The sequence below is a fragment of the Salinibacterium xinjiangense genome, assembly GCF_014645015.1.
Taxonomy (GTDB): Bacteria; Actinomycetota; Actinomycetes; order Actinomycetales; family Microbacteriaceae; genus Rhodoglobus; species Rhodoglobus xinjiangensis.
This window is the reverse complement of the sequence record NZ_BMLC01000001.1, coordinates 1,000,901-1,017,277: the sequence shown is the minus strand read 5'-3', so window position 1 is coordinate 1,017,277 and position 16,377 is coordinate 1,000,901. Positions and strand designations below refer to the sequence as shown.

The window sequence follows — 16,377 nt, the reverse complement described above, 5'->3', positions numbered from 1 at the left end:
AGACACGCGCCCATCATCACCAGACGAAGACTGGCGACGCCCCGTTCGTTGTCGATGGCAGGATCAGCTCGGTTCCGGCATAGCGCGCAGTGAGCCAGTGCAGCCCTCGACCGAACTTCGGAAGGGTGAACCGGATGCGACCGCTGTCGCTCGCCACCAGAGTGCCTGTCGCGATGATCACACCGCCGTCGAGCACCTCCACGATTCCCGTCGGCCGCGCCCCGTCGGCCTCGACGACAACCGTGTAGCTAACCCGAGTGTCGGTGCTCGCGAGAAACCGGCTCGCCGAGGCGCGGACGCTACTGGCGATCGGCTGCGGCTGCTCCGCTTCGGTGAGCACCGCCACCGTACGGGCAGGCACCGTGACGGTTCCCGTCGCGGCATCCCAGGTGGTCTGCTTCACGATCGGGTCGAGACCGGAGGCCTGGATGTCACTAAGTGCGAAGTCGCGGCCGCTGAGCCCTGTGATCACCTGGGTTGCGGCATCCGGTGACGCATTGAAGACCACGACAAGCCCGTCGAACGCCGGATCTGCGTCGGCACCGAGAGCGTCGTCGACAGTCATGGTGATGACGCCGGGAGCCGCATCGGGACCGCTGCCCGGGAACGCGAGCTTCTGGGCGATCACCGACGCGTCGCCGAGTCGCAGCAGCTCGGTCGATTGCTTGAGCCGCAGCAGGTCCTGTGCGGCCGCGGCGCCCGTCGCGATGTCTGCCGGGGTCGGCTTCAGTGCGGGATCGTCAAGCAGCGGGACCATGATCGGCCAGTTGTCCTCGTTATCGGCTGCGGTGGGCAGGCCCACGCCGAAGTTGTTGGACTGCCCGCTCCAGTCGATGCGGTTGAACCAGTCGCCGGAGTTGTAGCTGTTGCGGTCGAGTGATTTCGACCGCAACAGGTCGGTGCCGGCATGCCACAGTGATGGCGCCTGCGAGAGCGTCGCTGTGGCAAGCGAGAGCGTGTTCATGCGCACCCGATCGGCCATGGGGGTATCGGTAGGGAGTTTCAGCGCCAGCAGGTCGAAGAGCGTCTCGTTGTCGTGCGCATCCACGTAGTTGATAGTCTCGGCGGGCTGATCGGCATATCCGGCTGGCTGTCCGTTGTAGTCGAACTCCTCGCCGCGCGTGAGCGTTCCATCGGAGGCCACGAAGCTGAAGTCTTTCAGGTTGCCGGTGAGCCCGAGACGCACGAGGTCGGTCTGCTGGGCGAGTCGCGCGAGCGCCTCCTCCGTCGTTCCATTGATCGGCGCGCCATTGGGGTCGGTGCCCAACCCCGTGCCGAAACCCTGCTGCTGGATCGTGCTGCCGTCGACAGGGCTGCCGCCGTGCACGCCATCGCGTAGTCGGTCGTTGAACGTGCCGATTCCGGTACCGCCGAGCTGCCCCTGGGTGGCCTGCTCGAAGAGCGCGTTGTCTGCCACCTCACCAAAGTTCCAGCCTTCGCCGTAGAGGTAGATGGCCTTCCCGTCGACCCCGTCTTTCTTCAGGGTCAGCGCATCGAGGGCTTCGCGCACAGCGATCATGTTCGCCTTCGAGTGATGGCCCATGAGGTCGAACCGGAATCCGTCGACCCTGTACTCACGTGCCCAGAGCACCACCGAGTCGACCATCAGTTTTTCGGCCATGTCGTGCTCGGTCGCCACATTCTGGCAGCAGGTGGATGTCTCGACCCCGCCGGTCGCGTTGAGCCGGTGGTAGTAGCCCGGCACGACCTGGTCGAGCACCGACTTCTCACCCTGGCCACTCTGTGCGGTGTGGTTGAACACCTCGTCGAGCACAACCTGGAGGCCGGACTTATGCAGCGCGCCGACCATCCCGCGGAATTCCGCGACGCGTGCGCCACCCTGCGGGTCGGCGGCGTACGACCCCTCGGGCACCGAGAAATGGTACGGGTCATACCCCCAGTTGAAGCCATCGGTGTCGGCGACGGCCTGGACGCACGCCTGCTGCTCGGGCGAGGCCGGGCCGAACGATGCCAGGTCGCAGTCCGGTGTCGCCTGGGCGGCCCGATTCTCTTCGATCGTGGCAATGTCGAAGGTGGGGAGCAAATGCACCGTGTTCAGACCGGCATCCGCAAGCCCGGCGAGGTGCCGGGTTCCGTCGCTATCGACACCAAATGCCCCGTATGTGCCGCGCAGGTTCTCGGGGACCGTCTCGTCTGAGATGGAGAAGTCACGCACGTGCAACTCGTAGATGGAGCGGTCGACCGCATTCTCGATCGTAGGGGCCGCCGCCTTCTCCCAAACTTTTGGCCGGTACTCCTTATCGGCGAGGTCGACGAACACCGACCGCCCAGAGTTCACCGTCAGCGCTACCGAATAGGGATCGGTCACGGTATTGACCTCGATTTTTCCAATCGACGGCGCGAAGACCGTGACCTCGAAGGCGTATGACGCCCCCGTCCACCCCTTCTTCCCCGTTGCGGTCCAGGCACCGTCCGACTGCCGCTCGAGAGCAAGCCGCGTCGGCTCGGCAGCATCTCCCGCCACCCAGACGAGCGCGTTCACCTTCTGCGCGGTGGGTGCCCAGAGCGACATCGACGGCTTCGACTTCGACCATGATGTGCCCAGCGTGCGGTCTGATGCGGCATCCGCATACAGGTCGTCGAGCACCCCGGGAACCTGCACACCCGTGAATGCCGCGAGAGCGTCATCGACCCCGAACTGGGCGACCGCGAGCTGGGTGGTGAGCAGGGCTTCGACCGCGGCGCGATCGACTGCGGCTGGCCTGAGGGCGACGGAGTTGGCGAGCGCCGGGAACCGTGCCTTCTCGGCATCGGACAGGCCGGCTGGGTCGTACGTCAGCTCGACCGCATCACCACCCGTGACCGCGCCGTCGGTAACGGTGAGCCCCGCGGTGGCCGACGAGTAGAGCGTGAAGCGCAGGTCTTTCGGGTCGGCGTTGGTGGGCAACAGGTCGCGTGGCCAGGCCAGTGTGCCCTCCGAGACCCAGTGCGCTCGCTGCTCGCCGGTGCCGGCCAGCGGTGGGTCGGCCGACTCTACTGTGAGCACGTGGGTTGCCAGCGTGTAACTGAAGAGCGTGCCTTTACCTTCGGTGGCCGAGAACGGGATGTTTGCGCCATCGCGCACGCCACCGGCGCCGTAGTTCTCGGCCCAGCCGAGGTTATGCGCGACCTTCGCCTCATACGATCCGGTCGGCAGTGTCGTGGTCGAGAAGGTGAAGACGCCGTCACCATCGGCATCCTGCAGCCAGGTCGCGAGGCAATCGGGCTGCCAGTCTCCCGGGCATCCGGATTCTGACTGGAACGACCCGGCCGCGACGATGATGTCGCCCTGCGCCGAGTTCTGGAAGAACTTCGTGCGCGGGTCGAACCAGAAGGTCACCGGGCCGCCGGGGGCGGTATAGGCGACGTTTGCGCCCTGCGATACACCGCCGGCGCCGTAGTTGATGTCCCAGGTGCCGTTGATGGCGACCTTGAATTCGTAGTCGCCGGCCGGGATATCGAAGGTGCCCGCGTAGATTCCGTCAGCGCGCTTCGTGAGCTTTGCGGCCTCACAGCCCGGCTGCCAGTCGCCCGCGCAGCCCATCTCCGAATTGTGGCTGCCCGGCACGGTCACCAGGTCGATCCCGGGCTCGGGGTCGACCGTCTCCGCCAGATTCACGGCGTTGCCGATCGAGGCGAAGGTGGATGCCGCCGCTCGCTGCCCTGCGGAATCCGTGGCGATGGCGCGGTACTCGACGAGCGTGCCCGCAGCAAGCCCGGCCGTGTCGTGGAAGACTCGCGGGCTCGTGTCTTCTGCTGTGCCGAGCGCGATCCACTCACTCGAACCGACAACACGCCACGCGAAGCTCGTCTCCTGCCACGTCGAATCGGCGACATCGGCGCTGACCGGAGTCACGCCCGTGAGACCCGCCCCCGCGGCAGGAACATCGACCGTGATGGCGGATGCCGCATCCGGAGCAGTCACGGGGCGATCGGCCAGCAGCACCACTGTGCTGAGCGCCGGAACGGTCATGGTGACCTCGCCTGCCGCGTTCGCTGTCGTGGCGGCCTCCGCCGCGCCGTAGAGCACGGAGTATGCGGCGCCGGCGGTGAGCGAATCGAAGGTGACAGTCCTGGCGGCACCGGAGTTGTTGAGCGCGACGAGGTGCTCGATCCTTTCCACGCGATCGACCCGGCTGAACGCGTAGACCCCTGCCCCCGAGTCGGCGTAACGCTCGATCTGGGCGCCCTGCGCGAGTGCGGGACGGGTGCTGCGCAGCGTCGACAGGGCGGCGATGTGACTGTAGAGCGGGGCATCCACCCCGAAGCGATCGACCGAGCCTGCTATTTCGCCGGTGATAAGGGGCTGGCTGGTGTATTCGTCGACCTTGCTGGCGAACAGCGACTGTCGCGCGCTCTGGTCGTTGCCGCCGCCGGCACCGGCGAAGCCCTGCTCATCGCCGTAGTAGACCACCGGCTGGCCACGCGTGAGGTACATGAGCTCGTGCGCAAGTTCGTCACGCTGCAGCGGCGCATCGCTGTCCTTCAGGAAGTAGCCGATGCGGCCCATGTCGTGGTTGCCCAGGAAGGTGGGCAGGGCGTAGGCGTTCGAATCCGGCGTCGTGTATAGATCATCGCTGGCGAACAATGAACTGAGACCCCTGGCGCTGTTGCCCGCGGCGAAGCTGGTCGCCTGCGACTGGAACGAGAAGTCGAGCACCGAGTTCATATCGGTCTTGCGCACATACGGCGAGGTGTTCGCGGCGTTCGCGTCGTAGACCTCCCCGAACATGAAGAAGTCCGGGTTGCCCTGTGCGGTGGCATAGTCGAGCACCTCGGTCGACCATGACTGCCAGAACTCGAGGTTCACGTGCTTGACGGTGTCGATGCGAAACCCGTCGATGCCGAAATCCACCCAGGTCTTATAGACGTCAACGAATCCAGCGACGACCTTCGGGTTCTCGGTCATCAGGTCGTCGAGGCCCGAGAAGTCGCCGTCGAGCACGCTCTCACCCTCGAAGGTGGAGTCGCCACGGTTGTGGTACAGCGTGGGGTCGTTCAGCCAGGCCGGAACCTTGCGATCGGCATTCTCGGCGGTGAGGGTCGGTGTGTACGGGAAGGATGTCGCCGCATCGAGCTCGGGAAAATCGGGGCTGCCCGCCACATCCGCCGGGTCGAAGGGCTCGCCCGCAGCGGTGGTGTACGGAGCCGCAGTTTTGTCGATGTAGCTGTACTTCTTCTCCGCGTAGTCGATCACGTCGGCCGTGTGGTTGGTGATGATGTCGAAATAGACCTTCATGCCACGGGCATGGGCGTCGTCGATAAGAGCTGCGAGCTCGGCATTCGTGCCGAGGTGGGGGTCGATCTGGGTGAAGTCGGTGATCCAGTAGCCGTGGTAACCCGCCGAAGCGTTCTCGCCGCTGCCCTGCACGGGATTGTTCAGGAACGACGGCGTAAGCCAGATCGCGCTGGTTCCCAGGCCCTGGATGTAGTCGAGTTGAGATCGCAGGCCCGCAAGGTCGCCTCCGTTATAGAAGCTCTTCTTCGTCGCGTCGAAGCCAGACACCATCGGGTCGCTTCCCAGGGCAGCGGTGTTGTTGGTTGCGTCGCCGTCTTTGAAGCGATCGGTCATCACGAAGTAGAACTGCTCGTCGCTGCCGGCCTGTCGAATCGGGTCCCTGACGAGAGCGGCATCCTCTTCGCCGTATGCACCAGCAACATCCAGCGCTTCGAGACCGACTCTTTTCTTCGCCAGGTCGAACGTGAACCGCAGTGTGCTGTCGCCGCCCACGGTAAGAGGGATGTTGTCACCGCCGCCGTCGAGGCCGTACGCCTCGTCCCACGTGTCATTGAGCGCGACTTTATAGTCGTAGGTGCCTGCCGGCACGGTGAACTCGGCCGACCACACGCCAGCAGTGCCCGTCGGTGCCAGATCGGTCGTGTTGCAGGCCGGATCCCAGTCACCAGGGCAACCCAGTTCTGATTGGATGCTGCCGACCAGGGCGACGGTGGGCTCGGCTGCCGCCGCAACACCGGGTGCGACGAGCACGCCGGAGACGGCGATGGTCACCGCCGAAATCATGGCAACCAGCCGAATGGCTGAATGGTGAGCGATGGCGTGGCCCTGTGTCATCTTTGACTCCCGACGGTGTGGCTCTCTACCGCGCGCAGAGGCCGACATTCGTGACCGTACCCCGTTGGCAGACAGACTGCAAGCGTTTGCAGCACATCCAGTTCTACCCCCGACTGGGGGGAGGAGGTTTGCCGGCCTTGCTGGCCTCACGGTAGCCTCGCTGTCAGCCGTCCACGCACGTGCCCGGCACATATTCTGAGGGGTCACCGGTGAATCGACATCGCGCAGCGTTCGCTATCGTGTGCTCGCTGGCCCTTGTGCTGTCTGGCTGCACTTTTCTTCCCCCGGCTCCGTCGCCGAGCGCAGCTCCCGGCCCCACCCCCACCGATAAGGCCGGCTTCTACTCACAGGTGCTGCAGTGGACCGACTGCGAGGGCGGCCTCGAATGCGCCACCGCGAAGGCTCCCATCGACTGGGATGCCCCGTCAGACGGCGCCATCGATCTTGCGCTGGTGAGGCATCCGGCCACGGGCACCGCGCAGGGTTCCCTGCTGCTCAACCCCGGCGGGCCAGGTGGTTCGGGCTGGGATTACGTGTCCCAGAGCGGCGAGGCATCCGCTACCGCAGCGGTTGCGGAGAACTTCGACATCGTCGGGTGGGATCCCCGTGGTGTCGGGCGGTCGACGCAGGTGGTGTGCTACACCGATCCGAAACAGACCGATGAGACCCTCTACGGCACCTACGACAACGCCTACAACACGCAGGGCTGGATCGATGAGCTGATCACCGAAGAGCAGTCGTTCGCCGCCGCGTGCGAGAAGAACACCGGCGAGCTGCTCGGCAATGTCGACACCGCCAGCAATGCCAAAGACATGGACATGCTGCGTGAGGTGCTCGGCGACGACAAGCTGAACTTCCTCGGCTACTCCTATGGCACCTACTTCGGAACGATCTATGCCGAACTCTTCCCCGATAAGGTCGGGCGCTTCGTGCTCGATGGCGCCGTGGATCCGTTGGTCAGTGATTTCGAGAGCCTCAAGTTCCAGATGGCCGGCTTCGACAGCGCATTCAGGGCCTACCTCGCCGACTGCCTCAGCGGCACCGACTGCTTTTTCAGCGGGACGGTGGATGACGCGGCCGCCCAGGCCCGTTCAGCGCTCGACAACGTGGACGCCCAGGGGTTCACCAATGCCGACGGTCGCGTGCTCGATTCGGCGACCCTGGCAACGGGTATCCTCTCCAGCCTGTATTCGGAGAGCTACTGGCCCGAGCTGACCGCAATGTTCGCGTCGCTCGCTGAGGGGGATCCTGGCCTCACCTTCACCAGCGCTGACAGCTACAACTCGCGCAACGCCGACGGCTCGTACCAGAGCAACTCGTATGAGGTCTACGTTGCCGCTACCTGCGTCGATGGAGATTTCGTGGATGACCCGGCCTCCACTCTCGACCGCATCGCCGAAATCGATGTCGCCGCTCCCATCCTCGGCAAGTACGCCACATACGACGACTTCGCCGTGCTCGACACCGCGTGCACGAACTGGCCGTTTCCCAGGGCGCAACTCCCCTCGAGTTTCACGGCCGAGGGCGCAGCGCCCATCCTCGTCATCGGAACGACCAACGACCCGGCCACGCCGTATGCGTCGGCGGTGTCTCTGGCTCAACAACTATCGAGCGGGGTGCTGATCAGCTACAAGGGTGAGGGCCACACGATCTACAACCAGGGTGTGGCATGCATCGACGATGTTGTCGACGAGTACTTCGTGAACGGGACGGTGCCGGCGGCAGACCCGATGTGTTAGTCGATTGTTTGCTCACTCGATCGTCGCGTTAGTCGTCGAGGGCGTGCCGTCGTGACACGGGTGGAGGCCACACGGTTGCTCCGAGCTCGCGGGAGATGTTCCTCGCGGTCTCGCGCAGGTCATTGAGCACGTTGTCGTCCGGCGGCCACTCGCTGGAGGGCATCACGACGGCCACGGCGGCGATGACACTGCCGCTGCGGTCGACGACGGGGGCGGCGACCGACGATTCGCCCAGCACGGCCTCATCCTCTTCCGTCGCGATTCCGCGCTCGGCGACCAGGGCGAACTGCAGAATCAGCCGGGCGGGGTCGGTGACGGTTTCGCCGGTAAGGCTGCGCAGCGGGCGCGTGAGCACGTCATCCGCGGCATCGGGGTTGTAGGTGAGCAGAACCTTGCCCATCGCTGAGGCATGTGCGGGAATCGACAGTCCGGTTTCGGGCATCTGCTCGCTGCCGTCGGGCCTGAGGTTGTGATGGATGATGATGACTTCGTCGAAAAGTTCAGCGCCGAGGCGGGTTGACAGGCCTGTCCTGCGAGAAAGTTCCCGAGTCCAGCGCATCGCGCGTGCTCGCACATCGAGCGTGTCGAGATACACATTCGAGAGTTTGAGCAGGGCGGGGCCGAGCATGTATCGGTTTCCGTTGGGCTCCTTGGCCACAAGACCGTGGGATTGGAGCGACTTGACGATCCCGTGAACCGTCGAGGGCGGCAGCGCCAGCAGCGTCGCGAGTTCGGTGATGCCGAGATGCCGGGCACCCTGGAGGGATGACAGCACCCTCGCCGCCCGGTCGATCGATTGGATCACGGCCGTCCCCTGGTTCGCATTTCCCCCAGTATGGCCGTCAGCGCGGGAATCCGTTCACCATAGCTCTTGACAGTTGCCGTGTGCCCGTACCATATTCGACATTGTCGAATACAATTCTGCACTTCGGAAGCCGGTTAACGATTACCGGGGTCGACATCCCGCACGTTCAAAGGAGAACAATGAAGACGAGCCCAGGATTCGCCGGGCTCGGGTTCGGCGTAGTCGCATTCGCGGCGATCATCCCACCCGCACCGGCCACGGGCGCATCCATCAATCCCGCTCGCAGCACTGGGCCGATGCTCGTGCAGCAACTGCTCGGCAAGAGCGTGCAGCGGGAGAAATGGCCCGCGCACGTGATCGCGGAATTGCTGGCCGGCGTCTCTGCCGCCCGGCTGTTCGGGCCCACCCCGCGCCCGCGGGCACACAGTACCACCCTCACTGAAGCATTCACCGCAGCACTCACCGAAGAGAAGGCCACGTCATGAAGAAGCTCATCAACGCACCCGAAGCCGTGCTGGCTGACGCGCTCACCGGCATCGCGGCCGCGCATCCCGAACTGAATGTCGACCATGTCAACCGCATCATCTACCGCGGCACCCCCACGAAAGCGGGCAAGGTCGCTCTCATTTCGGGCGGCGGGTCGGGTCACGAGCCCCTGCACGGAGGCTTCGTAGGCTTCGGGATGCTCGATGCCGCCTGTGCTGGCGAGGTGTTCACCTCACCGACCCCCGACCAGATGCAGGAGGCCACGAAGGTCGCGGATTCTGGTGCTGGTGTGCTGCACATCGTGAAGAACTACACCGGCGACGTCATGAATTTCGAGATGGCCGCCGAGATGGCGGAAGCCGAGACCGGGGTGAAGGTCTCCGCGGTCGTGGTCAACGATGATGTCGCGGTCGAGGATTCCACGTGGACCGCGGGTCGCCGCGGTGTCGGAACCACCGTGTTTCTCGAGAAGATCGTCGGCGCCGCCGCCGAGGAAGGGCGCGACCTCGCGGCCATCACAGCGCTGGCGAACCTCGTCAACGCATCAGGTCGCTCGATGGGCATGGCGCTGACCAGCTGCACGGTTCCCTCGGCCGGAAAGCCCACCTTCGAGATTCCGGACGACATGATGGAGATCGGCGTGGGCATCCATGGGGAGCCCGGCAGGCACCGCGTCGCACTTGCGGGCGCGGCATCCATCGCCCAGCAGTTGGTTGATCCCGTGCTCGCAGACCTCGACTTCACCAGCGGCCCGGTTATCGCGATGCTCAATGGCATGGGCGGCACACCGCTGATCGAGCTGTACCTGATGTACGGCGAGGTTGCGAAGCTGCTCGAGAAGGCCGGTGTGACCGTTGCCCGATCCCTCGTGGGCAACTACATCACCAGCCTCGACATGGCAGGCTGCTCTGTGACGCTGCTGAAGGTTGACGACGAGCTGCTGAAGCTCTGGGATGCACCGGTCAATACGTCCGGGCTTCGCTGGGGACTGTAGCCAGGAAAGAAGAGTGCGAACATGACGACAGACACCGTTTCTCTCGATCAACTCGTGGCCTGGCTTGCCAGGTTCCGCGAACTGGTTTCTCAACAGCAGGGCTACCTGACCGAACTGGATTCGGCCATCGGCGATGCGGATCACGGGTCGAATATGACCCGTGGCATGACTGCTGTGATGGAAAAGATCGGTGTCTCGCACGATGACGGTACGCAGGCGACCCTCGTCGACGAGTTGTTCAAGTCCGTGGGAATGACCCTCGTGACATCCGTCGGTGGCGCGAGCGGCCCCCTGTACGGCACCTTTTTTCTCCGGATGGGAACGACCGCCGGGCCGGTCACGACGCTCGACGGCGCCGCGCTTTCCGCCGCCCTGCGGGCCGGTCTCGGTGGAGTCGTTGCCAGGGGCAAGGCGGAAGCTGGCGATAAGACCATGTTCGACGCGATGGCTCCCGCGCTGGATGCGCTGGATGCGAGCCTTGCCACGGGTGGGGACTGCGTGACAGCGACAGCGGCAGCCTTTTCTGCGGCGAAGGCAGGAAGGGACGCGACCGAGCCCCTCGTTGCACGAAAGGGCAGGGCAAGCTACCTCGGTGAGCGCAGCTCTGGCCATCTCGATCCGGGGGCGACCTCGACCGCGCTGCTGTTCGAGGCGCTCGCCGACACGCTCGGCCAGGCACCGGCGTGATCGGAATAGTGGTGGTCTCGCACAGCCCCCGGCTGGCCGAGGCCGCGGTAGAACTTGCCCTCGAAATGGTGACCGGTGTGCCCCCGGCTATCGCGATCGCTGCGGGAGCCGGTGACGGCGTGATCGGCACGGATGCCACGAAAGTGGCGGCGGCGATCGACAAAGTCTCGACACCCGAGGGTGTCATCGTGCTCATGGACCTCGGCTCTGCTGTGCTCAGCGCAGCCATGGCCCTGGAGTTCATCGAGACCGACAACCCTGTGCGGCTCAGCGACGCTCCGTTCGTAGAGGGCATCGTTGCCGCGGTCGTGCTTGCGGCAGCGGGGGCGAGCCTCGACGAGATCTCTCGCGAAGCGCACCACGCGATGGACGCAAAACAGGGGCAGCTCGATCTGCCTGTCCCGGTAGTTGCGTCGCCCGATGACGCCGAATCAGCGATCGCCGGATCAGCGATCGCCGGATCGGTGACAGCCGAGGAGACACTCGTTAATCCTGACGGTCTGCACTCCCGCCCTGCCGCCTCCATCGTGAAGGCAGTTTCTCTGTTCGACGCGAAGGTCACCATCGCCGACCTCACGACGGGTACCGGCCCGGTGGCGGCCAACAGCCTGATGGGCCTGATGTCACTGGGCAGCAGGACGGGTGACGTCATCCGCATCTCGGCGACCGGGCCACAGGCCGCCGAGGCAGTGGAGCGGCTTCGAGCCATGACCGTCGATGGCTTCGGTGAGCTTCGGTGAGCTTCGATCACAGGCCAATCGAAGCGTAGCCGGTAGGCCGCGCGGGCCCTGGCGCCGCTCCCCGGTAGTGTCGCCAAGGTCATGAATCGCCAGCTCACCGCCCTGTTCGCCGCGTTCGAGGCGATCCTCGTCGTCGCCATCGGCGTGGCGATACCGCTGGTTCCGCTGACGCTGCTGTGGGGCATCCAATTCGGGCTCGCCATCGACTGGGCCGTGTTTTGGCGGGTGTCGGTCGACACCTGGCTGCTCGGCCATGGCGTCGACATCACCATGACGCTCGACCCCGCTACCGCGGCCCAGCTGGGGCTTCCTGCGGCCGGTGCACCGTTCACCCTCACCATCGCGTTGCTCGGCTTCGCGCTGTTGACCGTGCTGCTCGGCGTTCGTGCAGGCAGGCGCGTGGCCGAAACACGGCACCGGATTCTCGGCGAGCTCGTGTCGCTCGGCACCTTCGCGCTCGCGTCGTTCGCGGTGACCTTCACCGCGCTGCACCCCGACGCCCGGCCCTCCCTCGTGCAGGGAACGCTGCTGCCGACCCTCGTGTTCGCCGTTGGCATGGCGATCGGTGTGCGGCGAACCCGTAACCTGCAGGATGACCGTGGCAGCTCCATCCGCAGCTCCATCCGCAACTGGATCAACGACTGGCCGGCTCCTGTGCGCGACGGCGCGGTGACCGCCCTGCGTGGAGGTGCCGCTGCGGCCGCCGCCGTGTTCACCCTCGCCGCGGCCCTCACGGCGGCAGCGATCCTGATCTCATACGCACGGATCATCACGCTCTACGAGGGCCTGCACACCGAGGTGCTCGGCGGCGTGACCATCACCCTCGCGCAACTCGCGCTGCTGCCGAACCTTGTCATCTACACTGCGAGCTGGCTCGTCGGGCCGGGCTTCGCGCTCGGCACCGGATCGGCGGTCAGCCCGCTGGCCACCCAGCTCGGGCCGATCCCCGCTATCCCCGTGCTCGGCGCGCTTCCTGCCGACGCCCTCGCGTTCGGGTTCGTCGGGCTGCTCGTCCCCATCGTGGCGGGATTCCTCGTCGGCGCAATCCTCGGGCCCGGTGCCCGCAGGAAGCTCGGTCGCCGTGAACTCGTGCTCGTGGCGATCGGCATCGGCATCGTCGGCGGCGTCATCCTCGGGCTGCTGGCCTGGGCATCCACCGGTGCAGCAGGCCCCGGTCGACTTCATGATGTCGGGCCTGATGCGATCGCCGTCGGGGGCTGGGCAGCGCTCGAACTCGGGCTCGGGGCGATGGCCGGACTGTTCGCGAGCCTCAAGCGCAGCCCCGCGAAGGTCGGCGAGGCCGAGCGCTAGAATTACGGGGTGTTATCACTCGTGGTCCTGATCTCGGGAGGCGGGTCTAACCTTCTCGCGCTGCTCGAGGCCGCCGAAGACGCGGAGTTTCCTGCGCGCGTCCTCGCCGTGGGCGCCGACCGCCCCGCCGACGGGTTCGATCACGCCGAGCGCTTCGGTGTGCCCACCTTCTCCGTCGCGATGTCGAACTACGCCGACCGCGACGAGTGGGGCGACGCCATGCTCGAGCAGATCCAGGTCTGGCAGCCCGACCTCGTGATCCTCAGCGGCTTCATGAAGCTGCTGCCGCCCCGCGTCATCGCCGCGCTCTCACCCAACCTGGTGAACACCCATCCGGCCTACCTGCCCGAGTTTCCGGGCGCACACGGGGTTCGGGATGCGCTCGCCGCGGGAGTCACCGAGACCGGTGCGAGCGTCATCGTCGTCGATAACGGGGTCGACAGCGGGCCGATCATCTCCCAGGAGCGCGTTCCGGTGTTTGCCGGCGACACCGAGTCGGGGCTGCATGAACGAATCAAACCCGTCGAACGCCGGCTGCTGATCCAGGCCGTGCTCGACATCGCCAACTCCCACATCGACCTGAAGGAGCTCTCATGAGCGGCCCCAGCCACGCCCCCATCGACTACCGTCCGCGCGACGTCATCCAGATCGAGCGGGCCCTCATCTCGGTGAGCGACAAGACCGGTCTTGTCGACCTGGCGACCGCGCTCGTCGCCGCAGGAGTCGAAATCGTGTCGACGGGCTCGACGGCCAGGACCATCGCTGCTGCTGGCCTCGCCGTGACCGAAGTGGCTGAGGTCACAGGATTTCCGGAGTCGCTCGACGGCCGGGTGCGCACGCTGCATCCCGCCATCCACGCCGGCCTCCTCGCCGACCTGCGACTGGAGTCGCACGAACGCGAGCTCAGGGAGCTCGGCATCGCGGCCTTCCAGCTCGTCGTCTCCAACCTGTACCCCTTCGTCGCGACCGTCGCCACGGGTGCGCCCGTCGATGACGTGATCGAGCAGATCGACATCGGCGGCCCCGCCCTCGTCCGCGCCTCCGCCAAGAACCACGCGAACGTGGCCATCGTCACGAGCCCGGCGAGCTACCAGCAGGTCGAAAAGGCGCTCACGCTCGGTGGAACGACTCTCGCACAGCGCCAGCGGCTGGCGGGCGAGGCGTTTATGCACACTGCGGCATATGACACGGCGGTCGCCGCCTACTTCGCCGCGAATGTCGGGATCGCGGCTGAGCATGCTGCAACGGAAGAGACAGCATTCGCCGACACCCTGACCTATGAGGTGCACCTCAGGAGCACGCTGCGTTACGGCGAGAACTCACACCAGTCTGCGGCCCTCTTTGTGGAAGATGGTGGCCGCGGCATTGCGCAGGCCACCCAGCTGCACGGCAAAGAGATGTCGTACAACAACTATGTGGATGCCGACGCCGCCGTGCGCGCAGCCTACGACTTCGACGAACCGGCCGTCGCCATCATCAAGCACGCCAACCCCTGCGGCATCGCGGTGTCGCGCGGGGCGGGGGATCCGGTGGCATCCGCACACGCACGGGCACACGCCTGTGATCCGGTCTCTGCGTTCGGCGGCGTCATCGCGGCCAACCGATCCATCACTCGTGAAGCGGCCCTGTCGATAAAGGACATCTTCACCGAGGTCGTCGTCGCACCCGGGTTCGACGCGGACGCGCTCGAGGTGCTGCAGTCGAAGAAGAACCTTCGCCTGCTGCAACTGCCCGCTGGCTACGGTCGCTCTGAGCAGGAGTTTCGCCAGATCTCCGGAGGTGCGCTCGTGCAGTCGCCAGACACCTACGCCGACTTCGACTCGGATGCGTGGACTCTTGTGGCGGGTTCCGAGGTCGACGAGCCGACGCGCGCAGATCTCGAATTCGCGTGGCGCGCCGTGCGTGCCGTGAAATCCAACGCCATCCTGCTCGCCCATGACGGCGCATCGGTCGGTGTCGGCATGGGCCAGGTCAACCGGGTGGACTCCTGCCAGCTCGCGGTCACGCGCGCTGGTGATCGCGCGGCCGGCTCGGTGGCCGCGAGTGACGCCTTCTTCCCGTTCGCTGATGGGCTGGAGATCCTGCTCGAAGCCGGAGTCCGCGCTATAGTGCAGCCCGGAGGCTCCATCCGTGATGAGGAAGTGATCGCGGCTGCGAACGCCGCAGGAGTCGCGATGTACTTCACGGGCGAGCGGCACTTCTTCCACTAGACGCCGTTCCCTGGACGGCGTCCACCGGTTGGTGCTCCCAGCAAGAGCAAGGCGATCATCGGTATGTTGTCCGAATGCATCCCAGCGCCCTGAACTGCCCCCAGCCCACCGGTCGTCGACTCATGGCGGCGGTGATCTCGGGGTTCGTGGTCGCGGCGCTGACGCACATCCTGACGGTGCTCATCTTCTTCATCTCCAACGGCGCAGCGGCAGCCAACATCGTTCCGATCAGCGACTACTTCGTGCCCGCCAGCCTCCTGCTGTTCGTGCTGTACACGGTCGCATCGCTCTTGGGGGTGAATCGGATCCGGCCCGTCGCCTTTGCCGCAGGGCTCATCGTCGGCGTGGTCGCGACCTTCCTCGGTACGCTCTACGCGGTCGCCATCGCGGGGCCGCTCACCCCCGAGGCCGTCGGTTTCGTGGCGGGGAGCCTGCTGGGCTCGAACCTGCTGTATTTCATCGTGGCCGGTCTCGTTGCCGCGACAGCGGGCCGCTGGGCCTGGACAGCGATCGTCACCCGCGGGTCGCACCGCATCGCGTTCATCCGCCAGCCCGCAACGACCCTCGCCGATGGTGAGATCACCCACATCGTTCGTACCGAGCTGGATGCGACCCTTGCCGACACCCAGTGGGACGAGTACGTCGAGGCGCTGGTGAAGGCCGGCTTCGAGACCGTGGAACTGCCCGTCGCCGACGAGTACCCCGACTCCGTCTTCATCGAGGATGCCGTCGTCGTGCTTGGCGGAACCGCGATCATCACCCGCCCGGGGGCTGACTCCCGCCACGGCGAGACCGACGCCATAGCCCCAGCTGTTCGCAAAGCCGGGCTGGTCGTGCGCGAGATCGTCGAACCGGGAACGCTCGACGGCGGCGACGTGCTGGTGGTGGATGCCACGATCTACGTCGGTCGCGGAGGGCGCACCAACGCGGACGGCATCCGCCAGTTTCGCTCGTTCGCGACTGCGCTCGGATACACCGTGGTCGCCGTCCCCGTCACGAAGGTGCTGCACCTCAAGAGCGCGGTGACTGCCCTGCCCGACGGAACAGTCGTGGGCTTCCCTGCTCACGTGGACGACCCACGGGTCTTCGACCGGTTTCTCGCGATGCCGGAGCCCGGTGCCGCCGTGGTCGTGCTATCCCACGACACCGTCCTGATGGCGACATCCGTGCCGAAATCCATCGCTCTTGTCGAGGATCTCGGATACACCGTGGTCGCCGTAGACGTGAGCGAGTTCGAGAAGCTCGAGGGCTGCGTCACCTGCCTCTCGGTGCGCGTGGGTTGACCTTCGCTGCTCAGCGATCCTGATCAAGTGTTGCGTTCTCCTCATTTCC

General features: G+C 65.7%; 11 protein-coding genes. 9 read left to right on the top strand and 2 right to left on the bottom strand.

The window, feature by feature from the left end; genetic code table 11:
- Positions 1-16 precede the first annotated feature (16 nt).
- On the bottom strand, positions 17-6,073 hold the full coding sequence (gene pulA / locus IEW81_RS04720) for a pullulanase-type alpha-1,6-glucosidase (protein ID WP_097060228.1): 6,057 nt from the start codon (positions 6,071-6,073) through the stop codon (positions 17-19).
- Positions 6,074-6,282: 209 nt separating this feature from the next.
- Here pulA and IEW81_RS04715 point away from each other — a divergent pair, with 209 nt between their 5' ends.
- Positions 6,283-7,812, top strand: a complete 1,530-nt coding sequence (locus IEW81_RS04715) for an alpha/beta hydrolase (protein ID WP_179691801.1) — start codon at positions 6,283-6,285, stop codon at positions 7,810-7,812.
- A 28-nt stretch (positions 7,813-7,840) separates the two neighbouring features.
- Here IEW81_RS04715 and IEW81_RS04710 read toward each other — a convergent pair whose 3' ends face one another.
- Positions 7,841-8,617 carry an IclR family transcriptional regulator gene (locus IEW81_RS04710; protein ID WP_097060230.1) on the bottom strand — a complete coding sequence of 259 codons (777 nt, stop codon included), beginning with the start codon at positions 8,615-8,617 and terminating at the stop codon, positions 7,841-7,843.
- A gap of 179 nt (positions 8,618-8,796) precedes the next feature.
- Between IEW81_RS04710 and IEW81_RS14450 the strand changes: the two genes are divergently transcribed.
- The 8 genes from IEW81_RS14450 to ddaH all read left to right on the top strand — a co-directional run bounded on the left by IEW81_RS14450 (position 8,797) and on the right by ddaH (position 16,328).
- On the top strand, positions 8,797-9,102 hold the full coding sequence (locus IEW81_RS14450) for an aquaporin (protein WP_097060231.1): 306 nt from the start codon (positions 8,797-8,799) through the stop codon (positions 9,100-9,102).
- A complete protein-coding gene (dhaK, locus tag IEW81_RS04700; protein WP_097060232.1) occupies positions 9,099-10,097 on the top strand; it encodes a dihydroxyacetone kinase subunit DhaK in 999 nt (332 codons plus the stop codon). The genes IEW81_RS14450 and dhaK overlap by 4 nt, the downstream gene beginning before the upstream one ends.
- A 21-nt stretch (positions 10,098-10,118) precedes the next feature.
- Complete coding sequence (gene dhaL / locus IEW81_RS04695) at positions 10,119-10,784, top strand: dihydroxyacetone kinase subunit DhaL (protein WP_097060233.1); 666 nt, start codon at positions 10,119-10,121, stop codon at positions 10,782-10,784.
- Positions 10,781-11,524: a dihydroxyacetone kinase phosphoryl donor subunit DhaM gene (gene dhaM, locus IEW81_RS04690; protein ID WP_097060234.1), complete on the top strand. Its 744-nt coding sequence runs from the start codon at positions 10,781-10,783 to the stop codon at positions 11,522-11,524. The genes dhaL and dhaM overlap by 4 nt, the downstream gene beginning before the upstream one ends.
- Positions 11,525-11,605: 81 nt before the next feature.
- Positions 11,606-12,835, top strand: coding sequence for a cell division protein PerM (locus tag IEW81_RS04685; protein WP_097060235.1), 1,230 nt, complete (start codon positions 11,606-11,608; stop codon positions 12,833-12,835).
- 9 nt (positions 12,836-12,844) lie between these two features.
- Positions 12,845-13,432 (top strand): phosphoribosylglycinamide formyltransferase, encoded by a 588-nt coding sequence (purN, locus tag IEW81_RS04680; protein WP_097060236.1) that lies wholly within the window; start codon positions 12,845-12,847, stop codon positions 13,430-13,432.
- Positions 13,429-15,045, top strand: a complete 1,617-nt coding sequence (gene purH, locus IEW81_RS04675) for a bifunctional phosphoribosylaminoimidazolecarboxamide formyltransferase/IMP cyclohydrolase (RefSeq protein ID WP_097060237.1) — start codon at positions 13,429-13,431, stop codon at positions 15,043-15,045. The genes purN and purH overlap by 4 nt, the downstream gene beginning before the upstream one ends.
- Positions 15,046-15,119: 74 nt before the next feature.
- Complete coding sequence (gene ddaH / locus IEW81_RS14675; RefSeq protein WP_097060238.1) at positions 15,120-16,328, top strand: dimethylargininase; 1,209 nt, start codon at positions 15,120-15,122, stop codon at positions 16,326-16,328.
- The last annotated feature ends 49 nt before the right edge of the window (positions 16,329-16,377 follow it).